The sequence below is a fragment of the Mycobacterium sp. E183 genome (assembly GCF_001667735.1).
GTDB lineage: Bacteria > Actinomycetota > Actinomycetes > Mycobacteriales > Mycobacteriaceae > Mycobacterium.
The window spans coordinates 1-25,427 of sequence record NZ_LZJN01000057.1; the positions used below are offsets into that span (position 1 = coordinate 1).

Genomic DNA, 25,427 nt, shown 5'->3' on the forward strand with positions numbered 1-25,427 from the left:
TGGCGTGCGGGACGGCCTGGGCGTGCTCGACGACGTGCTCGATCACGCGCTCGATCAACTCGCCGGCGGAGACCACCAGCGATGACGCTGGTCGTCCGTGCGGCCATGACCGATCACCCGATCTTCCTGGCCGAGCACGAAGAGCTCGTGGCCCATCAGTCGGCGGGGGCTGTCGTCGGCTTCGTCGGCATGATTCGCGACCACGACGGCGGACGGCGGGTGGTGCGGCTGGAGTACTCCGCGCATCCGTCGGCCGAAGAGGTGTTGGCCAAGGTGGTCTCCGCCGGCGAGTTGATCGAGCGCGTGATCGAGCACGTCGTCGAGCACGCCCAGGCCGTCCCGCACGCCACCGGGCGAACCGGGCAGGTTGACGATCAGGGTCCGTCCCGCCACACCGCACACCCCTCGGGACAACACCGACGTGGGCACCTTCGGCAGGCCCGACCGGCGGATCGCGTCGGCCAGCCCCGGGATCATGTAGTCCAGCACGGCGACGGTCTGGTCGGGCGTGCCGTCGCTGGGCGAGATACCGGTGCCGCCCGACGTGATGACGACGTCGACGCCGTCGTCGACCGCCTTGCGCAGGGCCTCGCCGACGGGCTCACCGTCGGCGACCACCGCCGGCTCGGCAAACGAAAACCCGCGCTCTGCAAGCCATTCCGCGATGATGGGCCCGCAGCGATCGTCGTATACCCCGGCGGACGCGCGGGTCGAGGCGATGATGACGCGGGCGGATCGGGTGCCCATCACCGCACCCAAGTTCCGGTCTTGCCGCCTTCCTTGCGCAGCACCCGAATGTCGTCGAGGCGCGCGGCAGGATCCACAGCTTTGATCATGTCGTACAGCGTCAGGCCTGCCACACTGACAGCGGTCAGCGCCTCCATCTCCACCCCCGTGCGGTCGGTGCTGCGAACGGTCGCGATGATCTCGATGTCGGCGGGTCCCACCGTGAATTCCACGTCGACTCCCGTGAGCGCCAACTGGTGGCAGAGCGGGATCAGCTCACTGGTGCGCTTGGCCGCGAGGATGCCCGCCACGCGGGCGGTGGCCAGCGCGTCGCCCTTGGGGAGCCCTCCGGCCGAGATCAGCTCCACCACGTGCGGGGAAGTGTGTAAGGCGCCGGCGGCCACGGCGGTGCGCTTCGTGGTTCCCTTTTCGCTGACGTCGACCATGTGGGCCGCGCCTCGGTCGTCCAGGTGTGACAACGCGCCCGGGCCGGATTCTCCCGATGCCCAGGTCGCCGCGGGCTTGGCGGCCTCGGAGGCCTTAGCCATCCTGGCGCCTACCGGTTAACGACGGTAACCGGGTGCAGGTAGGGCAGGTCAGTGGAGGGCAGCGGGAACACCAGCTCGCCGAACGGCGACAACGCGCCCGTGCGGTCGGTCACGAGTTCGCTCACCGCGTGGTCGTCGGGGTCCGTCGTCGGCCACCCGTTGTCGACATACCTGGTTTTGCGGGCTTTGCCCTCAGCAGTGTCAGCCACGGCGTCCATTCTGACAGGTCGCTCCTGCGCATGTCGTGCAAGATCGGCAGTTCGACCGAGGAGGCCCCGCCATTCGTGGCCGACGTGCGACCCGCCGACTGTTTTACGCTGGTCAGCAATGACCGACAACACCCCGGACATCCCGCTGGGGTCGTGGCTGGCCGACTTGCCCGACGAGCGGCTGATCCGACTGCTGGAGCTGAGGCCGGACCTCGCCCAGCCCCCGCCCGGCAGCATCGCCGCGCTGGCCGCCCGCGCTCAGGCCCGCCAGTCGGTCAAGGCCGCCACCGACGAGCTCGACTTCCTGCGGCTCGCGGTGCTCGACGCGCTGTTGGTGCTGCAGGCCGACGCCACGCCGGTGCCGACGACGAAACTGCTGGCGTTGATCGGCGAGCGCGCTCGCGACGCCGACATAGCGGACGCGCTGGACGACCTCCGCGCGCGCGCGTTGGTCTGGGGCGACACCGCGCTCCGCATCGCCCCGGACGCCGGCACGGCGCTGCCTTGGTACCCGGGCCAAGTCACCCTCGAGGACGCCGCCCGCACGGGCGAGGAGATCGCGCGGCTCATCGACGACCTCAACCAGGCCCAGCTCGACGTGCTGGAGAAGCTCCTCGAGGGTTCGCCGATGGGCCGCACCCGTGACGCCGCGCCCGGCGCTCCCACGGACCGGCCGGTGCCCCAGCTGCTGGCGATGGGACTGCTGCGACGCATCGACGCCGAGACCGTGATCCTGCCCCGCCACGTCGGGCAGGTGCTGCGCGGCGAACAAGCCGGTCCCATGCAGCTGACCGCACCCGACCCGGTGGTGTCGACGACCACCGCCGACGATGTCGACGCGGCGGCGGCCGGGGCCACCATCGACCTGCTGCGAGAGCTCGACGTCCTGATCGAAACGCTGGCCGCCGCACCGGTTTCGGAGCTGCGCAGCGGTGGACTGGGGATCCGCGACGTCAAGCGGCTCAGCAAGACGACGGGCATCGAGGAGTCGCGGCTGGGCCTGATCCTCGAGGTGGCGGCCGCGGCCGGCTTGATCGCCAGCGGGATGCCCGACCCCGAACCGGCCACCGGCGACGGGCCGTACTGGGCGCCGACGGTGGCCACCGACCGGTTCACCGCGCTGCCCACCGCGGAGCGCTGGCAGCTGCTGGCCGGCAGCTGGCTGGACCTGCCGAGCCGGCCGGCCTTGATCGGCAGCCGGGGGCCCGACGCCAAACCGTATGGCGCCCTTACCGATGCGCTGTACTCGACTGCCGCGCCGCTGGATCGCCGGCTGCTGCTGGGCACGCTGGCCCAGTTGCCTTCGGGCGCCGGCGTCAACGCGGTTTCAGCGTCGGCGGCGCTCATCTGGCGGCGCCCCCGCTGGGCCAAGCGGTTACAGCCCGGACCCGTGGGTGATCTGCTCGCCGAGAGCCACGCGCTGGGCCTGGTGGGGCGCGGGGCGCTCAGTACCCCCGGCCGCGCCCTGCTCGACGAGAGCACCGGCCCGCAGCCCGCGGTCGACGCGATGGCGCGTGCCCTACCGAAACCGATCGATTACTTCCTGGTGCAGGCCGACCTGACCGTCGTCGTGCCGGGGCCACTGGAACGCGACCTCGCCGAGGACCTGGCCACCGTGGCCACGGTCGAATCGGCCGGCACCGCGATGGTCTACCGCATCAGCGAACCGTCGATCCGGCATGCGCTCGACGTGGGAAAGACCCGCGACTGGATGCATGGACTGTTCGCCAGACACTCCAAAACGCCTGTGCCGCAGGGGCTCACCTACCTGATCGACGATGTCGCGAGACGGCATGGCCAGCTGCGGATCGGCATGGCCACGTCATTCGTGCGCTGCGAGGATCCCGCGCTGCTGGCCCAGGCCGTCGCCGCACCCGCGACCGACCGGGTGCAACTGCGCGCGCTGGCCCCGACGGTCGCGGTGTCTCCGGCGCCGATCGCCGAGGTGCTGACCGCGCTGCGCGCGGCGGGTTTCGCCCCGGCGGCCGAAGACTCCACCGGCGCCGTCGTCGACGTCCGCCCCCGCGGCGCCCGGGTCCCCACTCCGCAGCAGCGCCGGCCCTACCGCCCGATGCCACGACCCAACAGCGAGAGCCTCAACGCCGTGGTCGCGGTGCTGCGCAAGGTGACCGCCGCGCCGTTCGGCAACAATCGCGTCGATCCGGCGGTCACCATGTCGTTGTTGCAGCGGGCGGCCAGGGAACAAGAGACGCTGGTGATCGGTTATCTGGATGCCGCGGGTGTCGCCACCCAGCGTGTCGTGGCGCCGATCACCGTTCGCGGCGGTCAGCTGACCGCGTTCGACTCGGCGTCCGGGCGTCTGCGCGACTTCGCCATCCACCGCATCACGTCGGTGGTGTCGGCCAACGGCCGATAATGGGATTGCGATGCGTTGCGACCGCGAGGAATGAGAAGGAGTTGGGCCATTGACTGACGGCCCCTTGATTGTGCAGTCCGATAAGACGGTGCTGCTCGAAGTCGACCATGAACTGGCCGGCGCGGCACGCGCCGCCATCGCGCCGTTCGCCGAGCTGGAGCGCGCGCCCGAGCACGTGCACACCTACCGCATCACGCCGTTGGCGCTGTGGAACGCCCGCGCCGCCGGCCACGACGCCGAACAGGTCGTCGACGCGCTGGTCAGCTTCTCGCGCTACGCGGTACCCCAGCCGCTGCTGGTCGACATCGTCGACACGATGGCCCGCTACGGCCGCCTGCAGTTGGTCAAACACCCGGCGCACGGCCTCACCCTGGTCAGTCTGGACCGCGCGGTGCTCGAGGAGGTGCTGCGCAACAAGAAGATCGCCCCCATGCTGGGGGCCCGCATCGACGACGACACCGTCGTCGTGCACCCCAGCGAGCGCGGCCGGGTCAAGCAGATGTTGCTCAAGATCGGCTGGCCCGCAGAGGATCTCGCGGGCTACGTGGACGGCGAGGCGCACCCGATCAGCCTGGCGCAGGACGGCTGGCACCTGCGCGACTACCAGCAGATGGCCACCGATTCGTTCTGGGCCGGCGGATCCGGGGTGGTGGTCCTCCCGTGCGGGGCGGGCAAGACACTGGTGGGCGCGGCCGCGATGGCGAAGGCCAGCGCGACGACGCTGATCCTGGTCACCAACATCGTCGCGGCACGGCAGTGGAAGCGCGAACTGGTAGCGCGCACCTCGCTCACCGAAGAAGAGATCGGCGAATATTCCGGCGAGCGCAAGGAGATCCGGCCCGTCACCATCTCGACGTATCAGATGATCACCCGGCGCACCAAGGGCGAGTACCGGCATCTGGAGCTCTTCGACAGCCGCGACTGGGGGCTGATCATCTACGACGAGGTCCACCTGTTGCCCGCGCCCGTGTTCCGGATGACCGCCGACCTGCAATCCAAACGCCGGCTGGGCCTGACCGCCACGCTGGTCCGTGAAGACGGCCGCGAGGGCGACGTGTTCTCCCTGATCGGCCCGAAGCGCTACGACGCCCCGTGGAAGGACATCGAGGCGCAGGGCTGGATCGCGCCGGCCGAGTGCGTCGAAGTGCGGGTGACCATGACCGACAACGAACGGATGATCTACGCCACGTCGGAACCCGAGGAGCGATACAAGGTGTGCTCGACGGCGCACTCGAAGATCGCGGTGGTCAGGTCGATCCTGGACAAGCATCCCGGCGAACAGACGCTGGTGATCGGCGCCTACCTCGACCAGCTCGACGAACTGGGCGCCGAACTGAACGCCCCGGTGATCCAGGGGTCGACCCGGACGAAGGAACGCGAGGAACTGTTCGACGCGTTCCGCCGGGGTGAGGTGTCCACACTGGTGGTGTCCAAGGTCGCCAATTTTTCCATCGATCTGCCGGAAGCTTCTGTGGCGGTGCAGGTTTCGGGAACCTTCGGTTCGCGTCAGGAGGAAGCGCAGCGGCTGGGCCGGTTACTGCGACCCAAAGCCGACGGTGGTGGCGCCATCTTCTACTCTGTGGTGGCCCGCGACAGCCTGGACGCGGAGTATGCCGCGCACCGGCAGCGCTTCCTCGCCGAGCAGGGCTACGGTTACATCATTCGCGACGCGGACGACCTGCTGGGGCCGGCGATTTAAGCCGAGCGCTCTCCGCCGCCATGCGACGTTGGCGGAAATTGATATCACGGGCGATATCAAGTTTGCGAAGGCCCGCATAGTCCCGGCCTGGCGCCGCGCATCCACCTTCCTGAGCGTCCCGCCTGATCGGCCACTGGCGCAAAGATTTCCACTAACATTGCCTAGTGCAACTGTTTCATAGTGCTATAGTGGACCCAACTCCAATTACCGGAGGGTGGGCACAATGAAGATCGCCGTTGTCGGCGCCGGCATCGCCGGCCCAACGCTCGCGTACTGGCTATCACGGTATGGCCACGAGCCAACCCTGATCGAGAAGGCGCCGCGGCTGCGCACCGGCGGCTACGTGGTGGACTTCTGGGGTGGCGGATACGCCGTGGCCGAACGCATGGGACTCACCGCCGAGCTGCACGCCGCGGGGTACACCGTGCGCGAGGTCCGACTGGTAGATCGCGATTCACGTAGGGTGGGCGGCTTTGCGGCCGAGGTGTTCCAGCGCAACCTTGATGGCCGGTTCGTCACCGTGCCCCGTGGTGACCTGTCGGCCATGATCTATCGCTCCATCGACAACCATTGTGAAACCCTTTTCGGTGAAAGCGTTTCCGCCGTCGAGCAAAACGATTCGGGAGTGCGGGTGACCCTCGACGGGGGCGGCTCACGGCAATTCGATCTGCTCGTCGGTGCGGGTGGCATTCATTCGCCCGTGCGGGACTTGGTATTCGGCCCCTCCTCTAGATTCGAGAAGGATCTCGGCTACCGGGTCGCGGCATTCGAAACCAAGGGCTATGAACCGCGCGACGAACTCGTCTACCTTGCCTACACCATGCCGGGACGCATGGTCGCCCGATTCGCCATGCGCGACGAGAAGACCATGTTTCTCTTTATTTTCACGCCTGAGCACATGAGCGGTCCCGATCCGCACGATGCGTCAGAGGTTAACGCGACATTGCATCAGGTCTTCGGCAACGCGGGTTGGGAGTGCCCGGAGATCCTGCGCCAACTCGACGGGGCAGCCGACGTGTACTTCGACCGCACCAGCCAGATCGTCATGGACCACTGGTCGGACGGGCGGGTGGCGCTGGTCGGCGACGCCGCGGGCGCGGTCTCGCTGCTGGCGGGTGAGGGGACGGGCCTGGCGATGGTGCAGGCCTACACACTGGCGGGCGAACTTGACCGCGCGGGAGACGATCACCGGGAGGCGTTTCGCCGCTATGAGAATCGGCTGCGTCCGATCGTCGAGGCCCGGCAGCGGTCGGCCCGCGCATTCGCCACCACGTTCGCGCCAAAGACGGCGCTGGGTCTGTGGACGCGCAACCAGGCGTCCAAGCTGCTGAACGTTCCGCTGCTGGCCGATTGGGTCGTCGGGAGCGAGTTCGGAAACGACATCGCATTGCCCGAATACGCCGCTTAGCGGTGCGCGTAGCTCTTCCGAACCGTGCGACGTTCGTCGAACTTGATAGCACCGGTGATATCAAATTCGGGGACGCACGCATGGTCCGAGAGCCGCGCGCGGTCGCGGACTACAGCGACAGGATGGTCGCCGATGCCGTGCCGGGTGCGCCGTACACCTGGGCCAGGCCGACGCGCGGGTTGCCGGGCACCTGACGTTCGCCCGCCTCGCCGCGCAGCTGGCGCACGAGCTCGTGCATCTGCCGCAGCCCCGACGCGCCGATCGGCTCACCGTTGGCGATCAACCCGCCGTCGGTGTTGACAGGCATCGAGCCGTGGATCTCGGTGGCACCGTCAGCGAGCAGCTTCTCCTGTTCGCCGTCGGCGCACAGGCCGGTCTCGGCCATGTGGATGACCTCGTTGCCGGCGTCGGTGTCCTGCAGCTGCGCGACATCGACGTCCTCGGGCCCGATGCCGGCGGCCTCGTAGGCCGCCTTGGCCGCGTACACCGTCGGGGAGACGTCCTCGTCCAGCGGGGCGAAGGTGGCGTGCACCTCGTAGGCGCCGTACCGGCGGGTGCGAATCTCGCAGGCCCGCACGTACACCGGCTTGTCGGTGTACTTGTGCGCGATGTCGGCCCGACACATGATCACCGCGGCCGCGCCCTCGTCGGGCGCGCAGAACATGTACTGCGTCAGGGGGTAATTGAGCACGGCGGAATTGAGAATCTCTTCCTCGGGAATCGGCTTGCGGCGGAACGCATTCGGGTTCAGCGCGCCGTTGCGGAAGTTCTTGGCCGCCACCTTCGCGAGCGTGGCCTGGGAGATGTTGTGGTCGTGCAGGTACTTGTTGGCCTTCATGCCGAAGAACTTGGTGGTGACGAACTGGCCGTTCTGCGCGTACCACTGTGGCAGCGCCAGCTTGGCGGGGTCGTCGGTGAAGGCGCCGCGCGGGTGCTTGTCCAACCCGATGGCGATTCCGATGTCGTACTTGCCGAGCCGGATGGTGTCGGCGGTCTGCTGGATGGCGCTGGCGGCGGTGGCGCAGGCATTGAACACGTTGGTGAACGTGATGCCGGTCAAGCCGACGAGACGGGTGACCGCGTCCGGGTTCGACACTTCGTGGCTGCCGCCGAAGCCGAACTGGATGTCCTTCCAGTCCACCCCGGCGTCGGCCAGCGCGGATTGAATGGCCTCGGCGCCCATCTGCATTGCGGTCTTGTCGAACCGGCCGAACGGGTGCAGGCCCACGCCGATGATGGCGACATCGTTGGTCATCTCAGGCTCCTTCCGGAGAAGTTGCGATCGGCCGGAACGCGAACGTCATGATTTCGGTGCCCTCTTCGTCGGTGGTGAGCGGGACCATCGTCAGCTCGACCTCCTGGCCGAATTGCAACTCGGCCGGGTCGTTCTCGGTCAGCCGCCCCTCGACTCGGATTACGTCGTCGAGTTGGACCAGTCCGACGCCGAACGGCACGAAGTCCTTGCCCGTCGGGCCTGCGTACGGGGCCCCGGGCGGAAAGCCCTGGGTGGTCCACGCGACCAGTGTCCCGCGGCGCGGCAGCAGCACATCGGTCATCTCCCCGAGGCTGCAGCGCGGGCACCACTGCTGGACCGGGAAGGTGGTGGCGCCACAACTGCCGCACCGGCTGCCGATCAGCTGTGGGCTCTCATCGGGCCAGGTAGAGATCTCGGGGGCGAGTGCCTTTTGCATCGGGGGATCCTCCAGAAGCGTCCACGGTGCGCCTACAGAATGTTGCTCACTGAACCGTATAACAGCTTTCCGAAAAGTGGAAACCGCATTCTCGCTAATTGATCGGGCGCGCCCGGGACCCGCGGATATCGTTGAGACCATGCCAGTCACGGTGATACTCGAACTGAAGTTCAAGCCCGACGCGGTGCCGCAGGCGCGCGACGTCATGGGCCGCGCGTTGCGCGACACCCGGGCGTTTGCCGGGAACGTCCGCACCGACGTGCTCGTCGACGAGGACGACGAAGCGCACTGGCTGATCTATGAACTGTGGGACTCGGTCGAGCACGACGAGGCGTACCGCGCGTTCCGGGCGGGCGAGGGGAAGCTGACCGAGCTTCCTCCTCTGCTGGCCGCCCCTCCGGTCAAGACGAGATACGCCACGTCCGATGTCTAGCTCAGCGCCGGGATGACCTCGCGCTCGAACAACTCGATGCCGGACCGATCGTAGGCCGCCTCCGGGAAATAGCAGATGGCGTACTCGCACCCGAGGTCGCGCAACTTGGCCATCCGCTCGATCACCTCTTCCGGCGTGCCCGTCGCCGAATCGGGTCCGCTGCCGGCGGCGAGCATCGCATCCGCGGCCGCCTCCGGCACATGGCGGACGAGGCGGTCGCGGACCCGCTGGAGCCGGTCCTGGACGTCGGCGTCCGACGTCCCGACAACGGCGTTGACGTTGGCCGAACGCACGATGGCATCGAAGTCGGTACCCAGCCGCCGACAATGCTGGGCCAGCACTTCCGACTTGTGCGCGAAGGCCTCGGGCTCCGGTGTGAAGTTGGTGTATTGCGCGTATTGCGCTGCGATGCGCAGAGTCACCTTTTCGCCGCCGCCGGCAATCCACAGCGGAATCCCATTGTCCTGCAGCGGTTTGGGGGCAACGATCGCGCCGTTGACCTGGTAGTGCTTACCGTCGAAGCTGACCTTGCCGTCGCGCCAGGCATCCCGCATTATCCGCACGCCCTCGTCCAGCCGGCCCAGCCGTACGCCCGCCGAGGGAAATCCGTAACCGTAAGCGCGCCATTCGTGTTCGTACCAGCCACCGCCGATGCCCATCTGGATCCGCCCACCGGAGATGATGTCGGCGGTCGCCGCGACCTTGGCCAGGTACACCGGGTTGCGGTAGCTCATCGCAGTGCACATCTGGCCGAGTTTGATCCGCGACGTGACCGCCGCGTACGCGGCCATCAGCGACCACGCCTCGTGGGTGGCTTCGTCGGTCGGCATCGGGACGGTGTGAAAGTGGTCGTACACCCACAGTGAGTCCCAGGCGCCGTTGTCGGCGTAGGTGGCCAGGTCGCGCATCACCGCCCAGTGCTTCTCCGGTTCGATGTCGACCAGATCCATTCGCCAGCCCTGGGGGATGAAGAGACCGAAGCGCATAACAACGGACTCTAGCCCGGTCGTTGGGCCAGACCCGCCGCTAGGCTTACCCATCGTCGAGCAAGCGGGAGGTCGTCATGCGGGTCCTGGTCTCCGGTGCCAGCATCGCCGGACCGGTGCTGGCGTACTGGCTGACCCGTCGCGGCTTCGACGTCACCGTCGTCGAGCGGGCACCCGCCCTGCGCAAGACCGGCGGTCACGCCGTCGACCTGTTCCGCCCCGCGATGGAGATTTCGGCGAAGATGGGCGTCCTGCCCCGGATCGAAGCGCTCGCCACCGGAACGAACCGCATGATCATGCGTCGGGAAGGTCGCGCGCGGCCCTTCGAGATCGATCTCACCAAGATCTACGCCGCCACGTCGGACCGGCATGTGGAGATCATGCGCGACGACCTCAGCGAAATCTATTACGACGCCGGTCGCGACGACGTCGAGTACCTGTTCGGTGACGCGATCACCGCGATCGACCATGACGGCGAGGTGACGTTCGAGCACGGCCCCGCCCGCCGGTTCGACGTCGTCGTCGGCGCCGACGGGCTGCACTCCAACGTCCGTCAGCTGACCTTCGGCGATGAAGCCAACCTAACCCGGTTCCTCGGCGGCTATCTGGCGGTGGTGTCGGCACCCAAGGCGCTCGCCGGCCGCGGCGAGATGACCTGCCACGTCGGCGTGGGCCGCCTCGCGGCCATCTACACCGCCGAGCACCTCGACGACGCGCGCGCCGTCTTCCTGTTCCGCAGTAGCCGTGAACTCGACTATGACCACCGGGATGCGTTGCGGCAGAAGGACTTATTGCGTTCGGCGTTCGCCGATATGCACGAGCAGGTGGACGATTGGCTAGCCGAAGTCGACAGCACGCCCGCCTTCTACTTCGACTCCATCAGCCAACTGCGACTGGACCGATGGTCACGTCGGCGGGTCACCCTCGTCGGCGACGCGGGATATTGCCCCGGCCCGGCGGTCGGGGGCAGTACCAGCCTCGCGGTGCTCGGCGCCTACGTACTGGCCGGCGAGCTCGCCCAGGCCGACGGCGACCTCCTGCGCGCGTTCTCCGCCTACGAACTGCAGATGCGCGAGCCGGTACACCAGAGCCGCGCGTTCGCCCGCGGCGCCGCCAAGGGCATCATTCCCGGGTCGCGGTTCGGCGTGTGGGCGTTGACCCGCGGCGCGCAGCTGGTCTCGGCCATGCCCGGGTCGTTGTCGCGGTCGCTGGCCAAGCTGAACGCCAAGGGCGTCCGGATGCACGACTCGATGCCGGTGCCCGACTACAGCGCGACCGACCGACAAGCGAACGAAAGGAACAACCGCCGATGGAACTAGCCGGTGTGGGAATCTGGAGCAGTCAACTGCGCTACGGCGATCCGTCCGAATCCGCCGAGGCGGCAGCGGAATTGGACGAGTTGGGTTTCCCCGCGCTGTGGATACCCGACGTCGGCGGACCGGTGTTCGACGCCGTCGGCAACCTGCTCGCCGCGACCGAGCGGACCGTGGTCGCGACCGGGATCCTCAACCTGTGGATGCATGCACCCGGCGACGTCGCCGAGTCCTACGCGGCACTCACCGACGAGCACGGGGACCGGTTCCTGCTCGGCATCGGCGTCAGCCACGCGCCGCTCATCGACGCCGGCCAGCCCGGGCGCTACCGCAAGCCGCTGGCGGCGACGGCGTCGTTCCTGGACGGGCTGGATGCCGCCGTGCGGCCGGTGCCCGCCGAGAACCGGGTGCTCGCCGCGCTCGGCCCCAAGATGCTGACCCTGTCGGCGGAACGGTCCCGCGGCGCGCATCCTTATCTCGTCACGCCCGACCACACAGCCTCCGCTCGCGCGACTCTGGGTGAGGGCCCCCTGCTGCTGCCTGAACAGACGGTGATCCTGACCGCCAGCGCCGACGAGGCGCGGCGAATCGGAACCGATTGGCTGCGTGCGTATTTGGCTTTGCCCAACTACGCCAACAACCTGCTGCGCAGCGGGTTCTCCGAAGACGACCTGGCGCAGGTGAGCGACCGTCTCTTCGATGCCATCATCGCGTGGGGCGACGAAGGGGCGATCATGCGCAGGGTCGACGAGCATCGGTCGGCGGGCGCCGACCACGTGTGCGTGCAAGTGCTGCTGGAGGACCCGAAGGCGTTCCCGCGCGAGCAATGGCGCAGGATCGCCGCCGCCTCCGGTTGAGGCCGCCGACGCGGTACCGCCCCTTCCATTGCCGCGACACTTAAACCACGGCGACGACACGCCGTAACGCACCGCCATGGTTTAAGTCTCGCGGGACCACGCCACGCAAAAGCCCCCGAGGCCAACGGCTTCGGGGGCTTTTGCGACTGAAACTAGGTCAGCGAGTCCGGCGGCAGGAAGCGGTCACCGTACTTGGCGGCCAGCTCGCGTGCCCGCGCCACGAACGCTTCCTTGCCGGTCCCTCCCGCACCCTCGTAGCCGACGATGAACTGCGCGCTGCCACCGGTATACGGCGGGAACCCGATGCCCATGATCGAACCGATGTTGGCGTCGGCGGTCGACGTCAACACGCCCTCGTCGAGGCACTTCTGGGTTTCCAGCGCCTCGGCGAACAGCATCCGATCGATCATGTCCTGCAACGGGATCTGCGCGCTGCCCGACTTGAACGTCTCCCGCAGGCCCGGCCACAACCGGGTGCGCTTGCCGTCGACGTACTCGTAGAAGCCCGCGCCCTTGAGCCGCGACGGGCGGCCGATCTCGATCATCTTCTCCACGACCGCCTCCGCCGGGTGCGGCTCGTAGGTGCCGCCGGCGTCCTCGACGCCCTTGCGGGTGGCCGCGGCGATCTTGTGCATCAGCTCCAGGTTGAGCTCGTCCGAGAGCTGCAGCGGCGGCGCCGGGTAGCCGGCCTGCGAGCCGGCGTGCTCGATGCTGGCGGGCTCCACGCCCTCGCCCAGCATCGCCAGGGCCTCGTTCACGAAGGTGCCGATGACGCGGCTGGTGAAGAAGCCGCGGCTGTCGTTGACGACGATCGGGGTCTTGCCGATGGCCAGCGTGTAGTCGAACACCCGGGCCAGTGCCTCGTCAGAAGTCTTCTCGCCCTTGATGATTTCGACCAGCGGCATCTTGTCCACCGGAGAGAAGAAGTGGATCCCGATGAAGTCTTCCTGGCGCTTGACGCCGGTCGCCAGACCGGTGATCGGCAGCGTCGAGGTGTTGGACCCGAGCAGCGCGTTGGGTTCGACGATGTCCTCGATCTCCTGGAACACCTTGTGCTTGAGGTCCTGGTTCTCGAACACCGCCTCGATGACGAAGTCGACGCCCTTGAAGTCGGCGGGGTCGGCGGACGGCGTGATGCGGTCCAGCAGCGCCTTGCTCTTCTCCTCGGTGGTCTTACCGCGCTGAAGCGCCTTGGCCTCAAGCTTTTCCGAGTAGCCCTTGCCCTTCTGGGCGGCCTCGATGCTGACGTCCTTGAGCACCACGTCGAAACCGGCCTTGGCCGAGACGTACGCGATGCCCGCGCCCATCATGCCCGCGCCCAGCACGCCGATCTTGTTGATCTTGACCGGCTCGATGCCGTCGGGTCGCGAGCCACCGCCGTTGATGTGCTGCAGGTCGAAGAAGAACGCCTGGATCATGTTCTTGGCGACCTGGCCGGTGACCAGCTGGGTGAAGTAGCGGCTCTCGATGCGGGTGGCCGTGTCGAAGTCCACCTGCGCGCCCTCGACGGCCGCGTCCAGGATGGCCCGCGGCGCGGGCATCGGCGCACCCTTGAGCTGCTTCTTCAGCAGCGCCGGGAACGACGGCAGGATGCCGGCCAGCGCGGGGCTGGACGGGGTGCCGCCAGGCATCTTGTAGCCCTTGGCGTCCCACGGCTGGGTGTGCGAGTCGGGGTTGGCCTTGATCCACGCCTTGGCGGCGGGCACCAGTTCCTCGACCGAGCCGACCAGCTCGTCGACCAGCCCCATCTCCTTCGCCTTGGCCGGCTTGAAACGGGTGCCCTGCGAAAGGATGTTCATGAACGCGTTCTGGATGCCGAACATCCGCACGGTGCGGGTGACCCCGCCACCACCGGGCAGCAGGCCCAGCGTCACCTCGGGCAGGCCCAGCTGGCTGCCCTTGACGTCGGCGGCGATGCGGTGGTGGCAGGCCAGCGCGATCTCCAGTCCGCCGCCGAGCGCGGCGCCGTTGATGGCGGCCACGACCGGCTTGCCCAGGGTCTCCAGCGTGCGCAGGTCGCGCTTGATGTCCTCGACCTCGGTGAAGACGTCGCCGGCGTTCTCGGGGCCGGCGTTGATCATGCTCTTGAGGTCGCCACCGGCGAAGAACGTCTTCTTGGCGCTGGTGATCACCACGCCGGTGACCGAATCCTTCTCCGCCACAAGGCGTTCGACGGCTTTGTGCATCGACTCCTTGTAGTGCTCGTTCATCACGTTCGCCGACCCGGTGGGGTCGTCGAGCGTCAGCGTGACGATGCCGTCGGCATCCTTGTCCCAAGTGATGGTGTTCTCTGCCATGGTCCTAAACCCTCTCGATGATGGTGGCGACGCCCATACCGCCGCCGATGCACAGCGTGATCAGCGCGCGACGCGCGTTGCGGCGCTCGAGCTCGTCGACCATGGTGCCGGTGATCATGGCGCCGGTGGCGCCCAGCGGGTGGCCCATCGCGATGGCGCCACCATTGACGTTCAGCTTCTCGTCCGGGATGTTGAGGTCCTTCTGGAACTTCAGCACCACCGACGCGAACGCCTCGTTCAGCTCGAACAGGTCGATGTCGTCGACGGTCAGCCCGGCGCGGTCGAGGACCTTCTGGGTGGCCGGGGTCGGGCCGGTCAGCATGATGACCGGGTCGGACCCGCTGGTCGCGGTGGCGACGATGCGCGCGCGGGGGGTCAGGCCCTGCGACTTGCCGGCGGCCTCGGAGCCGACCAGCACCAGCGCGGCCCCGTCGACGATGCCCGAGCTGTTGCCGCCGGTGTGGACGTGGTTGATCTTCTCGACGTAGTGGTATTTCTGCAGCGCCACGTCGTCGAAGCCGCCCATCTCGCCGATGCCGTCGAACGCGGTCTTCAGCTTGGCCAGGCCCTCCATCGTGGTGTCGGGCCGCATGTGCTCGTCGTGGTCCAGGATGACCAGGCCGTTCTGGTCGCGCACCGGAATGACCGACTTGGCGAAGTAGCCGCCCGACCAGGCCTCGGCGGCCTTCTGCTGCGACCGCAGCGCGTACGCGTCGACGTCCTCGCGGGAGAAGCCCTCGATGGTGGCGATCAGGTCGGCACCGATGCCCTGCGGCACGAAGCCGATCCGGTAGTTGGTCTCGGGGTCGGTCGCCCAGGCGCCGCCGTCGGAGCCCATCGGAACGCGGCTCATCGACTCGACACCGCCGGCCAGCACGAGGTCGTCCCAGCCGGAGCGCACCTTCTGCGCGGCGGTGTTGACGGCTTCGAGGCCCGAGGCGCAGAACCGGTTGAGCTGCACGCCGCCGGTGGTCTCGGGCAGCCCCGCCACCAGCGCCGCGGTGCGGGCGATGTCGCCGCCCTGGTCACCGACCGGGGACACCACGCCGAGGATCAGGTCGCTGATCAGGTTCTCGTCGAGGTCGGGGTTGCGCCGGCGCAGCTCGTCGACCAGCCCGACGACCAGGTTCACCGGCTTGACCTCGTTCAGCGAGCCGTTGCGTTGCTTGCCCCGCGGCGTGCGGATGGCCTCGTAGATGAAGGCTTCTTCGGACATGTCGAGTTCCTCTTCACAAGTGGGTTTCGGATCCGTATTAAAGGTAGGTCCGGATACCGCACCCTAACAAAGTGCCCGGCCAACCTGTTGGTTGGGCCGATCGCCGCTGGTAAAGCCTGCCGAGCGTCACGCCAGCGTGGCCGCCGCACGCGAGCGCCACGCTGGCGTGACGTTCGAGTCCTGGCGACCCCTAAGCTCGACCAGCATGACGGTGTCGCGACTGCGTCCATACGCGACCACGGTGTTCGCCGAGATGTCGGCGCTGGCCGCGCGGGTCGGTGCGGTCAACCTGGGCCAGGGCTTCCCCGACGAGGACGGCCCCGCGGCCATGTTGAAGGCGGCCCAAGATGCCATTGCCGAGGGGAACAACCAGTACCCGCCCGGCATCGGCGTGGAGTCGCTGCGGCACGCCATCGCCGCCCAGCGGCGGCGGCACTTCGGCATCGAGTACGACCCCGACACCGAGGTGCTGGTGACGGTCGGGGCGACCGAGGCCATCGCGTCGGCGGTGCTCGGCCTGATCGAGCCCGGCTCGGAGGTGCTGCTCGTCGAGCCGTTCTACGATTCCTACTCGCCGGTGCTGGCGATGGCCGGCGCGGACCGGGTGGCCGTCCCCCTGGTCCCCCACGGCCGCGGCTTCGCCTTGGACGCCGACGCGCTGCGCCGGGCGGTGACGCCACGCACCCGCGCGCTGATCGTCAACTCGCCGCACAACCCGACCGGCACGGTGCTCAGCGCCACCGAGCTCGCCGCCATCGCCGAGGTCGCGGTCGCCGCCGACCTCTTGGTGATCACCGACGAGGTGTACGAGCACCTGGTGTTCGATCACCACCGGCACCTGCCGCTGGCCGGCTTCGCCGGCATGGCCGAGCGCACCGTCACCATCTCCAGCGCGGCCAAGATGTTCAACTGCACCGGCTGGAAGATCGGATGGGCTTGCGGCCCAGCACAACTCATCGCCGGGGTGCGGGCGGCCAAACAGTACCTGAGCTACGTCGGCGGCGCGCCGTTCCAGCCGGCGGTGGCCCTCGCCCTCGACACCGAGGACGCGTGGGTCGCCGAGTTGCGCCGCTCGCTGCAGGCCCGTCGCGACCGGCTGGCCGCCGGGCTGTCGGAGATCGGCTTCGAGGTGCACGACAGCGCGGGCACGTACTTCCTGTGCGCCGACCCGCGGCCGCTGGGCTACGACGACAGCGCCGCGTTCTGCGCGGCGCTTCCGGAGAAGGCGGGGGTGGCCGCCATCCCGCTGTCGCCGTTCTGCGACCCGGCCGCCGCGCACGCGTCGGCCCAAGCCAAAGTGTGGAATCACTTGGTGCGCTTCACTTTTTGCAAACACGAGGACACCCTCGACGAGGCGATCAGGCGGTTGGCCGTCCTACGGTGACCCGGCCGGGCCGTAGCCCTCGGTCACCCGCTTTCGCAGGCCCTCCAGCGCGGCATGGAGGATTTTCTTGCGTGCCCGGTTGACCCAGAATTCGGGCAGCGGCGCCCAGGGTTCGACCGTGATGGTGAATCGGACCCGCGTCTTGTCGTCGCTCACGCGGCTCAGGTTGTACTCCCCGTGCTGACCCCGTTGCTGGGCGGTCTTGGCGGCGTCCCACACCATCCAGTCCGGGCCCCAGTGGTATTCCAGCAATTCGGTGTCGTGAATGCCGGTCACCGCGATGGTGACCTTCACGTGGTGCGGCCGCCCGTCGGGATATTTGTCGACGACCTCCACCCGCTTGTGCACCGGCGACCATGACGGCACGGCGTCCATGTCGGCCAGCGCCTCCAGGATCACCTCCGGAGGCGCGTCGATCACAATTTCCGACGATGCTTGAACGGCCACTGCTAATAAGTTAGCAACCGCTCCGGCCGTCCCGAAGGCAAAAATGCGTGCCGCCGACTATTCCGACTCGGCTGTACCGTCGACGTGCTTTACCAATTCGCACAATCCCTTTACCGCCGAGTCGAGCACGCTTTCGCTGGCCCGCCGGACGATGAAGGCGGGCATCGGCCGGCCGGGTTCGACCGTCACGTCGAACCGCACCCGGGTCTTGTCGAGGCCCTCGGGCGTGAGGTTGTATTCGACGTGCTGGCCGTGCTGCTGGGAAGTCCCTTTGGCGTCGTAGACGACCCAGTCGGGGCCCCAGTGATATTCCAGGATCTCTTTGTCGACGAGCCCCAGGATCTTGATGGTGGTTTTGACGTGGTGGGGACGGCCGTCGGGATAACGGTCGATCACTTCGATGTCTTTGTGCAGGGGCGACCACGACGACAGGACGCGGACATCTGTCAGCGCCTCCATGACCACTTCGGGCGGCGCGTCGACGACAAATTCGCGTGATGCTTTTACGGCCACTGAGCTCAACCTAGCAACAACGACCCGCATCCGGATCGATTCGGCGTAAAAACGCTGGCTACCAGTCGATTTCGCTAAGTGGCGTGGTGGCCGCGGGCGGCCGCCCGACCGGTGCCGCCGGGGTGCGGGAGAAGCGGGGGCCCGGGGCGGCCTGGTCGACGCCGTCCTCGGTGATCACGGTGGACCGTGCCCTCAAGTGCTCGTCGGCCGCCGCTTCGCTCCACGTCAGCACCGGGGTGACGCACGCATCGGTGCCGGCGAATGTGGCCGTCCACTCGTCACGGGTGCGGCTGGCGAATCGCTTCGTGAAGACGTCGTACATCCGCGGGTAGGACCCGACGTCGAGCTGGCCGGGGACCTCGTCGGCCGACAGGCCGAGCCCGGTCAGCAACGCCGCGAAGAACTGCGGCTCGATGGCGCCGACCGCCATGTACTTGCCGTCGGCGGTCTCATAACAGCGATAGAAGGGAGCGCCGCCGTCGAGCAGAAACGACTCGCGCCGGTCCCTGAGCGCCCCGGTCGACTTCATGGTCCACATCATCTGGGCGAGCAGGCTGACGCCGTCCACCATCGCCGCGTCGATGACCTGACCCCGGCCCGAACGTTCCCGTTCATAAAGCGCGACGGCGATGCCGAGCAGCACCAGCATCGAGCCGCCACCGAAGTCGGCGACCAGGTTCAGCGGCGGCATCGGCGGCCGGTCGGCGTGGCCCAGCGCGGAGAGCGCGCCGGTCCGCGACAGGTAGTTGATGTCGTGGCCCGCCGTCCGGGCCAGCGGCCCGTCCTGCCCCCAGCCGGTGATCCGCGCGAAGATCAGGCGCGGATTGACCGCCGCGCACTCGTCGGGACCGATGCCGAGTCGCTCACAGGTCCCCGGGCGGAAACAGTCCAACAGCACGTCGGCCTTGGCGGCGAGATCGAGCAGTGCCGCCGGCCGCGTCTTGACGTCCAGGTCGACGATCCGCTTCCCGCGATGCAGCAGATCGCGATCTTCGGCCGGCATCTTCAGGCCACCGGGCCGGCGCACCCGCACCACGTCGGCACCCAGGTCGGCGAGCATCATGCCCGCGTGGGGCCCCGGTCCGATCCCGCCGAGCTCGATCACCCTCACCCCGGCCAGGGGTCCGGCGCCACCCACTGCGGCTACTTGCCCTTCTTCACTTTCAGTACCCGCTCGCGCAGCGCCTTGGTCGCGGAATCGATCGTCCCCTTCACCGCGCGCTTCAAGACGAAGCCGGGCAGTGGCACGTTCGGGTCCGCGAGAAGCTCGAACTTGACCAGGGTCGCGTCTCCCTGCGGTACCAGGGTGTACTTGCCGTCCTGCGCCTTCTGCTGCGAGGAGCTCACCAGCGTCCAGCTCACCGCGTCGGGCGCCCAGGTGTAGGCCACCACCTGTTCGTCGGTAATCCCGGCGACCTTCACCTTCATCTTCACTTGGCTGGGCCGCCCGTCGTCGCCGGTCGAGAGGACCTCGGCACTCTGATGGGGTTCGGACCATTCGGGCATCGCCTCGAAATCGGCGATGACGTCCAGGATCTCCTCCGGACTGGCTTCGATGACGATGTCACGGGATTCTTTGAGTGCCATGGCCCGCACGATACTGAAACGCCGTGCCCGCCGGAATGAATTTGACCGAGGTACCGTCGTGCTTGTGCCTGACAACCAGCCCGTCTACACCGTCGGTGACTACCTGTTGGACCGCCTCGCCGAACTCGGCGTCACCGAGATCTTCGGCGTTCCCGGTGACTACAACCTGGAGTTCCTCGACCACATCGTTGCCCACCCGACCATCCGCTGGGTGGGCAACGCCAACGAGCTGAACGCCGGCTACGCCGCCGACGGGTACGGCCGGCTGCGCGGAATGTCTGCGGTGGTAACGACTTTCGGCGTGGGCGAACTGTCGGCGGCCAACGCGATCGCGGGCAGCTATGCCGAGCAGGTGCCCGTCGTGCACATCGTCGGGGGCCCGTCCAAGGACGCGCAGGGCACCCGGCGCGCGCTACACCACTCGCTCGGCGACGGAGACTTCGAGCACTTCTTGCGCGTCAGTCGCGAGATCACCTGTGCCCAAGCCAACCTGATGCCCGCGACCGCCCGCCGCGAGATCGACCGGGTGCTGTCCGAGGTGCGCGAGCAGAAGCGGCCCGGGTACATCCTGCTGACCACCGACGTGGCCCGCTTCCCCACCGAACCGCCCGCGGACCCGCTGCCCCGCTACACCGGCGGCACCAGCCCGCGCGCGCTTTCACTGTTCGTTGAGGCCGCCGCCGAACTCATCGGTGACCACCAGCTGACGGTGCTGGCCGACTTGCTAGTGCACCGGTTGCAGGTGGTCAAAGAACTCGAGGCGTTGCTGGCGGCCGACGTGGTGCCCTACGCGACGCTGATGTGGGGTAAGAGCCTCCTCGACGAAAGCTCACCCCACTACTTGGGCATTTACGCCGGGTCTGCCAGCGTCCCGGCGGTGCGCACCGCGATCGAAGAGGCGCCGGTTCTGGTGACCGCCGGCGTGGTGTTCACCGACATGGTCAGCGGCTTCTTCAGCCAGCGGATCGACCCGGCGCGCACCATCGACGTCGCGCAGTACCAGACCACCGTGGCCGGTGAGGTCTTCGCTCCGCTGGAGATGGGCGCCGCGCTCGAGGCGTTGGCCACCATTTTGACCCGCCGCGCGATCACGTCGCCGCCCGTGGCGTCGCCGCCCGCCGAGGCCCTGCCCCCGCCACCGCCACGCGATCAACCGCTGACGCAGGAGATGCTGTGGGACCGCCTCTGCGTGGCCCTGACACCGGGCAACGTAGTCCTCGCCGACCAGGGCACCTCGTTCTACGGCATGGCCGACCACCGCCTGCCCCAGGGCGTGACGTTCATCGGCCAACCGCTTTGGGGCTCAATCGGATACACGCTGCCGGCGGCGCTGGGTGCCGGGGTGGCACATCCGGACCGGCGGACGGTGCTGCTGATCGGTGACGGTGCCGCGCAACTGACCGTCCAAGAGCTCGGCAACTTTTCGCGCGAAGGGCTGTCACCGGTCATCGTGGTGGTCAACAACGACGGCTACACCGTCGAACGGGCGATCCACGGGGAAACGGCGCCCTACAACGACATCGTGAACTGGAAATGGACCGACATCCCCAACGCGCTGGGGGTCGCCGATCACCTGGCGTTCCGGGTGCAGACGTACGGTGAGCTCGACGACGCCCTGACCGCCGCCGCGCAGCACCGGGACAGCATGGTGCTCGTCGAGGTGGTATTGCCGCGGCTCGAAATCCCGCCCCTGCTGGTCGAACTCGTCCAGCCGATGTCGCCGGACGGCAGCGTTCGCCGCTAAGACCGCGGCCGGGTGGCAGCGCCGTTCGGATCCGACGATCGCAGCATCGCCTGGACGGTTCGCCGGCAGCGCCCGCAGTCGGCGCCCGCCCCACAGGCTGCCGCGACCTCCTTGGTCGTGCAGGCGCCGGCTTGCAGCGCCTCGGTCACCGTTTGGCTGGTGACTCCGTTACACAGGCAGACGAACATTCCGGCGGACCGCTCAGTCCGCCTCGATGCGCATCATGTTGGAGAATCGCCCGACGAAAACCGGCGGGTAGGGGCCCACCCCGGCGCCGCTCATCCACTCGGCCGCCGCGTCGGGGTGCTCGATCCACCGCCGCGCGCTCTCCTCGTCGGGCAACTCCGACATGATCAGCACCTCGTGCTCGTCGTCGAAGGCCTGGAAGATCCAGGTCTTGCGGATGCCGGCCGCGACGAATCTGTCCCTGGCCGAGGCGACTTCGGCGGTGAGCGCCGACACGTCGTGGACGGAGGCGATGGCGGCGACCACGACGCCGGGCGCCTCCGGAGTCGCCGGGGCCTCCGGGACGAACCTGTCCACGATCTCGCCGGCGAAGACCGCGGGAATGTCGTCGACGCCGGCCGCGTCGAACCACTCGAAGAACACGCGCGAGCGCAGCAACTCGACGATCGGCTCGCGACTGTGGACTCCGATCATCACCAGCACCCGGCCGTAGTCATGCGTCGAGGTGTAGACCAGGACGTGGTGGGCGCCGATATCGGCAAGGGCCGCCTTCCTGCGCTCGAGCAGCGGCCATACCCGGCTGGGGTCGGGAACACGATAGTCCGACGCGATGACCATCGAATGAATGTCGCCGTCGCTCAACGAAGTTGATCCTTCATAACTTTCCCGGTCGCATTGAGCGGCAGCTCGTCGAGAAACGCGATGGATCTCGGCGCTTTGAAACCAGCCATCCGCTCCCGGCACCATATCAACAGGTCATCCTCGGAAACCTGGGTTTTCGCCACCACGAAGGCCTTGCCGACCTGGCCCAGGCGATCGTCGGGAACCCCGATCACGGCGGCCTGCGCCACCGCCGGGTGCTCCAGCAGGTAGCCCTCGATCTCCGCCGGGTAGGCGTTGAACCCGCCCACGATGAACATGTCCTTCTTGCGCCCGTCGATCCGCAGCCGGCCCGCCGCATCGAGGCGGCCCAAATCGCCGGTGTGCAACCACCCGTCCGGATCGATCGCCTCGGCGGTGCCCGCCGGGTCGTCGAGGTATCCCTGCATGACGCCGTAGCCGCGGACCAGCACCTCGCCATCGCCGGCGATGCGCACCTCGACCCCGTCGCAGGGCACACCCGCGGTGGTGGCGACGTCCTCGAACGAATCCCCGGGCAGGGACAGCGTGACGTTGCCCGCCTCGGTGAGGCCGTATCCGGTCATCAGCGTCTGGAACGGCAATTCGTCATGGATGCGACGGACCAGCTCGACGGGGATGTCGGCGGCGCCGGTCACGCCGGCGCGCAGGGTCGACAGCTTGGACTTGTCGGCGACGGTCAGCAGCGAGTGGTAGAGCGTCGGCGGCCCGGGAAGCATCGTGATCCGTTCGCGGGCAATCAATTCCACCACGGCGTCGACGTCGAACACCGGCACCGGCAGCATCGTCGCGCCCCGCAGGAATGACGTGATCAGCCCGGCCTTGAGGCCAAAGGTGTGGAAGTAGGGGTTGATCTGCAAGTAACGATCACCCTGGCGCAGATCCGCGAGCGTCGCCCATTCCTCGTACATCCGCAGCGTCTGCCGATGGTTCATCATGGCGCCCTTCGGGCGGCCGGTCGTGCCCGAGGTGAAGATGATGTCGGCGATGTCGCTGCCGTTCACCGCCCGCTCGAACGGTGCACCGCTGGCGAGGAAGTCGGACTTCAGGTCGATGACGGGCGTCCCCGCGGGCGCGGTGTAGTCCTGGCCCAGAAAGCCCTTCTGGACCAGGACGGCCTTGACCTTGCTGCGGGCGATGATGTCGCCCGCTTCGTCCGGCTTGAACCGAGTGTTGACCGGCACCAGCACACCGCCCGCGGTGAGCAGCCCGAAGGCCGCGATGATCCATTCCGCGGAATTCGGCGCCCAGACCGCGACACGATCGCCCTTGTCGACGCCCAGCTCGGCGAAAGCGCCTGCTGCGCAACGGATTCTGTCGACGATCTCGGTGAAGGTGAAGCGCAGCGGACCGTCGACGACCGCTTCCGAGTCGCCGAAGCGGTCCGCCGCGCTCGAGACCATCGCGGGGATGGTCTCCCAATGCTGGCCGGCCGGCGCGCCAGTCACACCGTGACGAGCCGACCGAGGTTGCCACCCATGATCTTCGCCTGGTCGTCGACGGACAGGTGCGACAGCGCGTTGACGTAGAACGTCGGCTCCGCAAGCCCCTCCGGGTGCGGCCAGTCCGAGCCGTACAGCACCTGATCCACCCCGACGAGGCTGATCAGGTCGTCGATGCCGTCCTCGAAGAACGGGCTGACGTGGATCCGGTTCTTGACCATCTCGACGGGGTCGCTCGGGAACGCCTCCGGCGCCTTGCGGAAGACCTCGGCGAGGCCGTCGAGCAGCGGGGTCATCCACTTCGAACCCGCCTCGACGATCGCGACCTTCAGCTTGGGGTGGCGATAGAGCGCGCCGTGGATCACCCACGAGCCCACCGCATCCTGGATCGGCCGCCACTCGTTGAGGATGCCCATCGCGTTGGTCTGGAACGGCAGCATTTCCTGTTCGGCCCCGTCCCACTCGGAGGTGTAGCGGGAGTAGCCGCTGTCGCTGGAATGCATGCCGACCAGGACGTCGTGCTCGACGACGCGCTCCCAGAACGGGTCGAACTCCGGCAGGGCGAACGACCGGGGGCCGCGGAAGCCGGGGACCGGAGCCGGGCGCACCAGAATGCAGCGGGCACCGCGCTTGACCGCCCATTCCAGCTCCTCGATCGCCTTCTCGACGATCGGCAGGGTGATGACCGGCGTGGTGAAGATGCGGTTCTGGTAGTTGAACCCCCAGACGTCGTCGAGCCACTCGTTCAGCGCGTGGACCAGGACGTGGATGGCGACCGGGTCGTCGCGCAGCCGCTCCTCGAGCAGGCTGGCCAGCGTCGGGAACATCAGGGTGCGGTCCAGACCCAGCTCGTTCATCTTCTCCAGCCGCGGGCCGGGTTCGAAGAACGCCGGAATCGCGCGCATCGGCTCGCCGAACAGTTCGCGCTTGGATTTGCCCTCCGGGTTGCCGTACTTGAAGTACTCCTCCCAGGCGCCCGGCCGGGCGACGACCTCGAAGGTCGGGTTGGGGATGTAGTTGCTGATGTGGCCGCGGATCGCGATCTTCGTCCGCCCGTTGACCTGCACGTACTGGACGTAGTCCTGGTACGCCTTGGGCAGGTATTTGGTCAGCGCCTCCGGCGGCTCGTAGAGGTGGTTGTCCGCGTCAAAGATCGGGAACGGGACGTCTTCACGATGCGACAACTGGCCCATGGAATCCTCCTTCTTGATTTACGAGAATACTATTCTCTACGGGCGTCGAATCGCAACGCCGCCCGCCGATTGCGGTTCCGAGCGGTCAGCAGGTGACGACGATTTTGAACGTCGCGGTGGCCGGCTCACCGGGTTTGTCGGTCTTGTAGCCGTTGGCGGTGCCGCTGACGGTGAACTTGTCACCGGTAACGCTCAGGTCGGCGTTGCCGCCGTCGCCCCGGGAGTACATCCCGCTGAACCCGCCCAGGTTCTGGATGCGGACGGACTCGGCGGACGCGGGTTGCGCGTTTTCGTCGATGACGATCTTGGCGCCGGCGAAGTTGCCGCCGATGTCGATCGTCCGGGTCCACTGCAACTGGCCGCACTTCACGATGTGGAAGGTCCGGTCGTTACCGTCGACCGTCACCGAGGCGGTGCTGGAGATCTGGGTCGACGGTCGCGACGCGCAACCCGCAACTGCGGCGACGGCCAGTGCCGCCGCGACCGTGGCCACGCTTCGATCCAGCACCGAGCACCCCTGTCTTCGTTGACG

At 67.8% G+C, this 25,427-nt stretch carries 24 protein-coding genes and 3 pseudogenes; 10 read left to right on the top strand and 17 right to left on the bottom strand.

Features of this window, described 5'->3' with window-relative positions; genetic code table 11:
* Window positions 1–85 (top strand): annotated as a pseudogene (locus tag A5691_RS05475) (MogA/MoaB family molybdenum cofactor biosynthesis protein); the annotation flags it as partial.
* A pseudogene (locus A5691_RS27125) lies at window positions 82–303 on the top strand (molybdenum cofactor biosynthesis protein MoaE); the annotation flags it as partial. The pseudogenes A5691_RS05475 and A5691_RS27125, both read left to right, overlap by 4 nt.
* Here the strand turns inward: A5691_RS27125 and A5691_RS05480 are convergent.
* The 3 genes and pseudogenes from A5691_RS05480 to A5691_RS05490 all read right to left on the bottom strand — a co-directional run.
* Window positions 274–747, bottom strand: a pseudogene (locus tag A5691_RS05480) (molybdenum cofactor biosynthesis protein B); the annotation flags it as partial. The pseudogenes A5691_RS27125 and A5691_RS05480 overlap by 30 nt on opposite strands.
* Window positions 747–1,274 (bottom strand): cyclic pyranopterin monophosphate synthase MoaC, encoded by a 528-nt coding sequence (moaC, locus tag A5691_RS05485; protein ID WP_067753399.1) that lies wholly within the window; start codon window positions 1,272–1,274, stop codon window positions 747–749. The gene moaC and the pseudogene A5691_RS05480, both read right to left, overlap by 1 nt.
* Window positions 1,275–1,282: 8 nt before the next feature.
* Window positions 1,283–1,483, bottom strand: coding sequence for a hypothetical protein (locus tag A5691_RS05490; protein WP_139273158.1), 201 nt, complete (start codon window positions 1,481–1,483; stop codon window positions 1,283–1,285).
* A gap of 118 nt (window positions 1,484–1,601) precedes the next feature.
* On the opposite strand from A5691_RS05490, the gene A5691_RS05495 reads away from it, so the two are divergent.
* The 3 genes from A5691_RS05495 to A5691_RS05505 all read left to right on the top strand — a co-directional run bounded on the left by A5691_RS05495 (window position 1,602) and on the right by A5691_RS05505 (window position 6,967).
* Window positions 1,602–3,860, top strand: coding sequence for a helicase-associated domain-containing protein (locus A5691_RS05495; protein ID WP_067753393.1), 2,259 nt, complete (start codon window positions 1,602–1,604; stop codon window positions 3,858–3,860).
* A gap of 49 nt (window positions 3,861–3,909) precedes the next feature.
* Window positions 3,910–5,559, top strand: coding sequence for a DNA repair helicase XPB (locus A5691_RS05500; protein ID WP_067753390.1), 1,650 nt, complete (start codon window positions 3,910–3,912; stop codon window positions 5,557–5,559).
* 223 nt (window positions 5,560–5,782) lie between these two features.
* Entirely contained in the window at window positions 5,783–6,967 is a 1,185-nt protein-coding gene (locus A5691_RS05505; RefSeq protein WP_068016713.1) for an FAD-binding domain, read from the top strand.
* Window positions 6,968–7,076: 109 nt separating this feature from the next.
* Here the strand turns inward: A5691_RS05505 and A5691_RS05510 are convergent, their stop codons facing one another.
* Window positions 7,077–8,222, bottom strand: coding sequence for a thiolase family protein (locus tag A5691_RS05510; RefSeq protein ID WP_068016710.1), 1,146 nt, complete (start codon window positions 8,220–8,222; stop codon window positions 7,077–7,079).
* A gap of 1 nt (window position 8,223) precedes the next feature.
* Window positions 8,224–8,658 (bottom strand): Zn-ribbon domain-containing OB-fold protein, encoded by a 435-nt coding sequence (locus A5691_RS05515; RefSeq protein ID WP_067778613.1) that lies wholly within the window; start codon window positions 8,656–8,658, stop codon window positions 8,224–8,226.
* A gap of 139 nt (window positions 8,659–8,797) precedes the next feature.
* Between A5691_RS05515 and A5691_RS05520 the strand changes: the two genes are divergently transcribed.
* Window positions 8,798–9,091, top strand: a complete 294-nt coding sequence (locus A5691_RS05520; protein ID WP_067778611.1) for a putative quinol monooxygenase — start codon at window positions 8,798–8,800, stop codon at window positions 9,089–9,091.
* Here the strand turns inward: A5691_RS05520 and A5691_RS05525 are convergent.
* On the bottom strand, window positions 9,088–10,077 hold the full coding sequence (locus tag A5691_RS05525) for an LLM class F420-dependent oxidoreductase (protein WP_068016708.1): 990 nt from the start codon (window positions 10,075–10,077) through the stop codon (window positions 9,088–9,090). The genes A5691_RS05520 and A5691_RS05525 overlap by 4 nt on opposite strands.
* A gap of 77 nt (window positions 10,078–10,154) precedes the next feature.
* Between A5691_RS05525 and A5691_RS05530 the strand changes: the two genes are divergently transcribed.
* The gene (locus A5691_RS05530) at window positions 10,155–11,396 is read left to right on the top strand and encodes an FAD-dependent monooxygenase (RefSeq protein WP_067753369.1); all 1,242 of its coding nucleotides are present in this window, start codon (window positions 10,155–10,157) and stop codon (window positions 11,394–11,396) included.
* The gene (locus A5691_RS05535; RefSeq protein WP_068016706.1) at window positions 11,387–12,247 is read left to right on the top strand and encodes an LLM class F420-dependent oxidoreductase; all 861 of its coding nucleotides are present in this window, start codon (window positions 11,387–11,389) and stop codon (window positions 12,245–12,247) included. The genes A5691_RS05530 and A5691_RS05535 overlap by 10 nt, the downstream gene beginning before the upstream one ends.
* 152 nt (window positions 12,248–12,399) lie before the next feature.
* Here A5691_RS05535 and A5691_RS05540 read toward each other — a convergent pair whose 3' ends face one another.
* Both A5691_RS05540 and A5691_RS05545 read right to left on the bottom strand, forming a co-directional pair.
* The gene (locus tag A5691_RS05540) at window positions 12,400–14,544 is read right to left on the bottom strand and encodes a 3-hydroxyacyl-CoA dehydrogenase NAD-binding domain-containing protein (protein ID WP_067753363.1); all 2,145 of its coding nucleotides are present in this window, start codon (window positions 14,542–14,544) and stop codon (window positions 12,400–12,402) included.
* 4 nt (window positions 14,545–14,548) lie between these two features.
* The gene (locus A5691_RS05545) at window positions 14,549–15,760 is read right to left on the bottom strand and encodes an acetyl-CoA C-acetyltransferase (RefSeq protein ID WP_067753360.1); all 1,212 of its coding nucleotides are present in this window, start codon (window positions 15,758–15,760) and stop codon (window positions 14,549–14,551) included.
* A gap of 205 nt (window positions 15,761–15,965) precedes the next feature.
* Between A5691_RS05545 and A5691_RS05550 the strand changes: the two genes are divergently transcribed.
* Window positions 15,966–17,144 (top strand): pyridoxal phosphate-dependent aminotransferase, encoded by a 1,179-nt coding sequence (locus A5691_RS05550; protein WP_067753357.1) that lies wholly within the window; start codon window positions 15,966–15,968, stop codon window positions 17,142–17,144.
* Here the strand turns inward: A5691_RS05550 and A5691_RS05555 are convergent.
* From A5691_RS05555 to A5691_RS05570, 4 genes are read right to left on the bottom strand one after another with little or no spacing between them, the layout of a single operon-like run.
* On the bottom strand, window positions 17,136–17,591 hold the full coding sequence (locus A5691_RS05555; RefSeq protein WP_082950154.1) for an SRPBCC family protein: 456 nt from the start codon (window positions 17,589–17,591) through the stop codon (window positions 17,136–17,138). The genes A5691_RS05550 and A5691_RS05555 overlap by 9 nt on opposite strands.
* A gap of 57 nt (window positions 17,592–17,648) precedes the next feature.
* The gene (locus A5691_RS05560) at window positions 17,649–18,104 is read right to left on the bottom strand and encodes an SRPBCC family protein (protein WP_067753354.1); all 456 of its coding nucleotides are present in this window, start codon (window positions 18,102–18,104) and stop codon (window positions 17,649–17,651) included.
* A gap of 58 nt (window positions 18,105–18,162) precedes the next feature.
* Entirely contained in the window at window positions 18,163–19,242 is a 1,080-nt protein-coding gene (locus A5691_RS05565; protein WP_068016703.1) for a CaiB/BaiF CoA-transferase family protein, read from the bottom strand.
* A gap of 5 nt (window positions 19,243–19,247) precedes the next feature.
* Window positions 19,248–19,691 (bottom strand): SRPBCC family protein, encoded by a 444-nt coding sequence (locus A5691_RS05570; protein WP_067753348.1) that lies wholly within the window; start codon window positions 19,689–19,691, stop codon window positions 19,248–19,250.
* Here A5691_RS05570 and A5691_RS05575 point away from each other — a divergent pair.
* Window positions 19,690–21,435, top strand: a complete 1,746-nt coding sequence (locus A5691_RS05575) for an alpha-keto acid decarboxylase family protein (RefSeq protein ID WP_369827081.1) — start codon at window positions 19,690–19,692, stop codon at window positions 21,433–21,435. The two genes, A5691_RS05570 and A5691_RS05575, sit on opposite strands and share 2 nt — an antisense overlap.
* Here the strand turns inward: A5691_RS05575 and A5691_RS05580 are convergent.
* The 5 genes from A5691_RS05580 to A5691_RS05600 form a co-directional block, all read right to left on the bottom strand.
* On the bottom strand, window positions 21,432–21,623 hold the full coding sequence (locus A5691_RS05580) for a bacterioferritin-associated ferredoxin (protein WP_068016700.1): 192 nt from the start codon (window positions 21,621–21,623) through the stop codon (window positions 21,432–21,434). The two genes, A5691_RS05575 and A5691_RS05580, sit on opposite strands and share 4 nt — an antisense overlap.
* Before the next feature lie 13 nt (window positions 21,624–21,636).
* Window positions 21,637–22,263 carry a fatty-acid--CoA ligase gene (locus A5691_RS05585; RefSeq protein WP_067753345.1) on the bottom strand — a complete coding sequence of 209 codons (627 nt, stop codon included), beginning with the start codon at window positions 22,261–22,263 and terminating at the stop codon, window positions 21,637–21,639.
* The gene (locus tag A5691_RS05590; protein ID WP_068016721.1) at window positions 22,260–23,663 is read right to left on the bottom strand and encodes a FadD3 family acyl-CoA ligase; all 1,404 of its coding nucleotides are present in this window, start codon (window positions 23,661–23,663) and stop codon (window positions 22,260–22,262) included. The genes A5691_RS05585 and A5691_RS05590 overlap by 4 nt, the downstream gene beginning before the upstream one ends.
* A gap of 41 nt (window positions 23,664–23,704) precedes the next feature.
* Window positions 23,705–24,895, bottom strand: a complete 1,191-nt coding sequence (locus A5691_RS05595) for an amidohydrolase family protein (RefSeq protein WP_067779271.1) — start codon at window positions 24,893–24,895, stop codon at window positions 23,705–23,707.
* Window positions 24,896–24,980: 85 nt separating this feature from the next.
* Window positions 24,981–25,400, bottom strand: coding sequence for a lipoprotein LpqH (locus A5691_RS05600; RefSeq protein ID WP_369827084.1), 420 nt, complete (start codon window positions 25,398–25,400; stop codon window positions 24,981–24,983).
* Window positions 25,401–25,427: the final 27 nt, after the last annotated feature.

What these genes read in the sequence shown, in the direction of transcription:
- A5691_RS05550 (WP_067753357.1), top strand. Translation starts at nt 15,966, where the DNA reads ATGACGGTGTCGCGACTGCGTCCATACGCGACCACGGTGTTCGCCGAG.
- A5691_RS05520 (WP_067778611.1), top strand. Translation starts at nt 8,798, where the DNA reads ATGCCAGTCACGGTGATACTCGAACTGAAGTTCAAGCCCGACGCGGTG.
- A5691_RS05530 (WP_067753369.1), top strand. Translation starts at nt 10,155, where the DNA reads ATGCGGGTCCTGGTCTCCGGTGCCAGCATCGCCGGACCGGTGCTGGCG.
- A5691_RS05540 (WP_067753363.1), bottom strand. Translation starts at nt 14,544, where the DNA reads ATGGCAGAGAACACCATCACTTGGGACAAGGATGCCGACGGCATCGTC.
- moaC (WP_067753399.1), bottom strand. Translation starts at nt 1,274, where the DNA reads ATGGCTAAGGCCTCCGAGGCCGCCAAGCCCGCGGCGACCTGGGCATCG.
- A5691_RS05535 (WP_068016706.1), top strand. Translation starts at nt 11,387, where the DNA reads ATGGAACTAGCCGGTGTGGGAATCTGGAGCAGTCAACTGCGCTACGGC.
- A5691_RS05495 (WP_067753393.1), top strand. Translation starts at nt 1,602, where the DNA reads ATGACCGACAACACCCCGGACATCCCGCTGGGGTCGTGGCTGGCCGAC.
- A5691_RS05510 (WP_068016710.1), bottom strand. Translation starts at nt 8,222, where the DNA reads ATGACCAACGATGTCGCCATCATCGGCGTGGGCCTGCACCCGTTCGGC.
- A5691_RS05545 (WP_067753360.1), bottom strand. Translation starts at nt 15,760, where the DNA reads ATGTCCGAAGAAGCCTTCATCTACGAGGCCATCCGCACGCCGCGGGGC.
- A5691_RS05590 (WP_068016721.1), bottom strand. Translation starts at nt 23,663, where the DNA reads ATGGTCTCGAGCGCGGCGGACCGCTTCGGCGACTCGGAAGCGGTCGTC.
- A5691_RS05525 (WP_068016708.1), bottom strand. Translation starts at nt 10,077, where the DNA reads ATGCGCTTCGGTCTCTTCATCCCCCAGGGCTGGCGAATGGATCTGGTC.
- A5691_RS05595 (WP_067779271.1), bottom strand. Translation starts at nt 24,895, where the DNA reads ATGGGCCAGTTGTCGCATCGTGAAGACGTCCCGTTCCCGATCTTTGAC.
- A5691_RS05505 (WP_068016713.1), top strand. Translation starts at nt 5,783, where the DNA reads ATGAAGATCGCCGTTGTCGGCGCCGGCATCGCCGGCCCAACGCTCGCG.
- A5691_RS05580 (WP_068016700.1), bottom strand. Translation starts at nt 21,623, where the DNA reads ATGTTCGTCTGCCTGTGTAACGGAGTCACCAGCCAAACGGTGACCGAG.
- A5691_RS05515 (WP_067778613.1), bottom strand. Translation starts at nt 8,658, where the DNA reads ATGCAAAAGGCACTCGCCCCCGAGATCTCTACCTGGCCCGATGAGAGC.
- A5691_RS05575 (WP_369827081.1), top strand. Translation starts at nt 19,690, where the DNA reads ATGGCCCGCACGATACTGAAACGCCGTGCCCGCCGGAATGAATTTGAC.
- A5691_RS05570 (WP_067753348.1), bottom strand. Translation starts at nt 19,691, where the DNA reads ATGGCACTCAAAGAATCCCGTGACATCGTCATCGAAGCCAGTCCGGAG.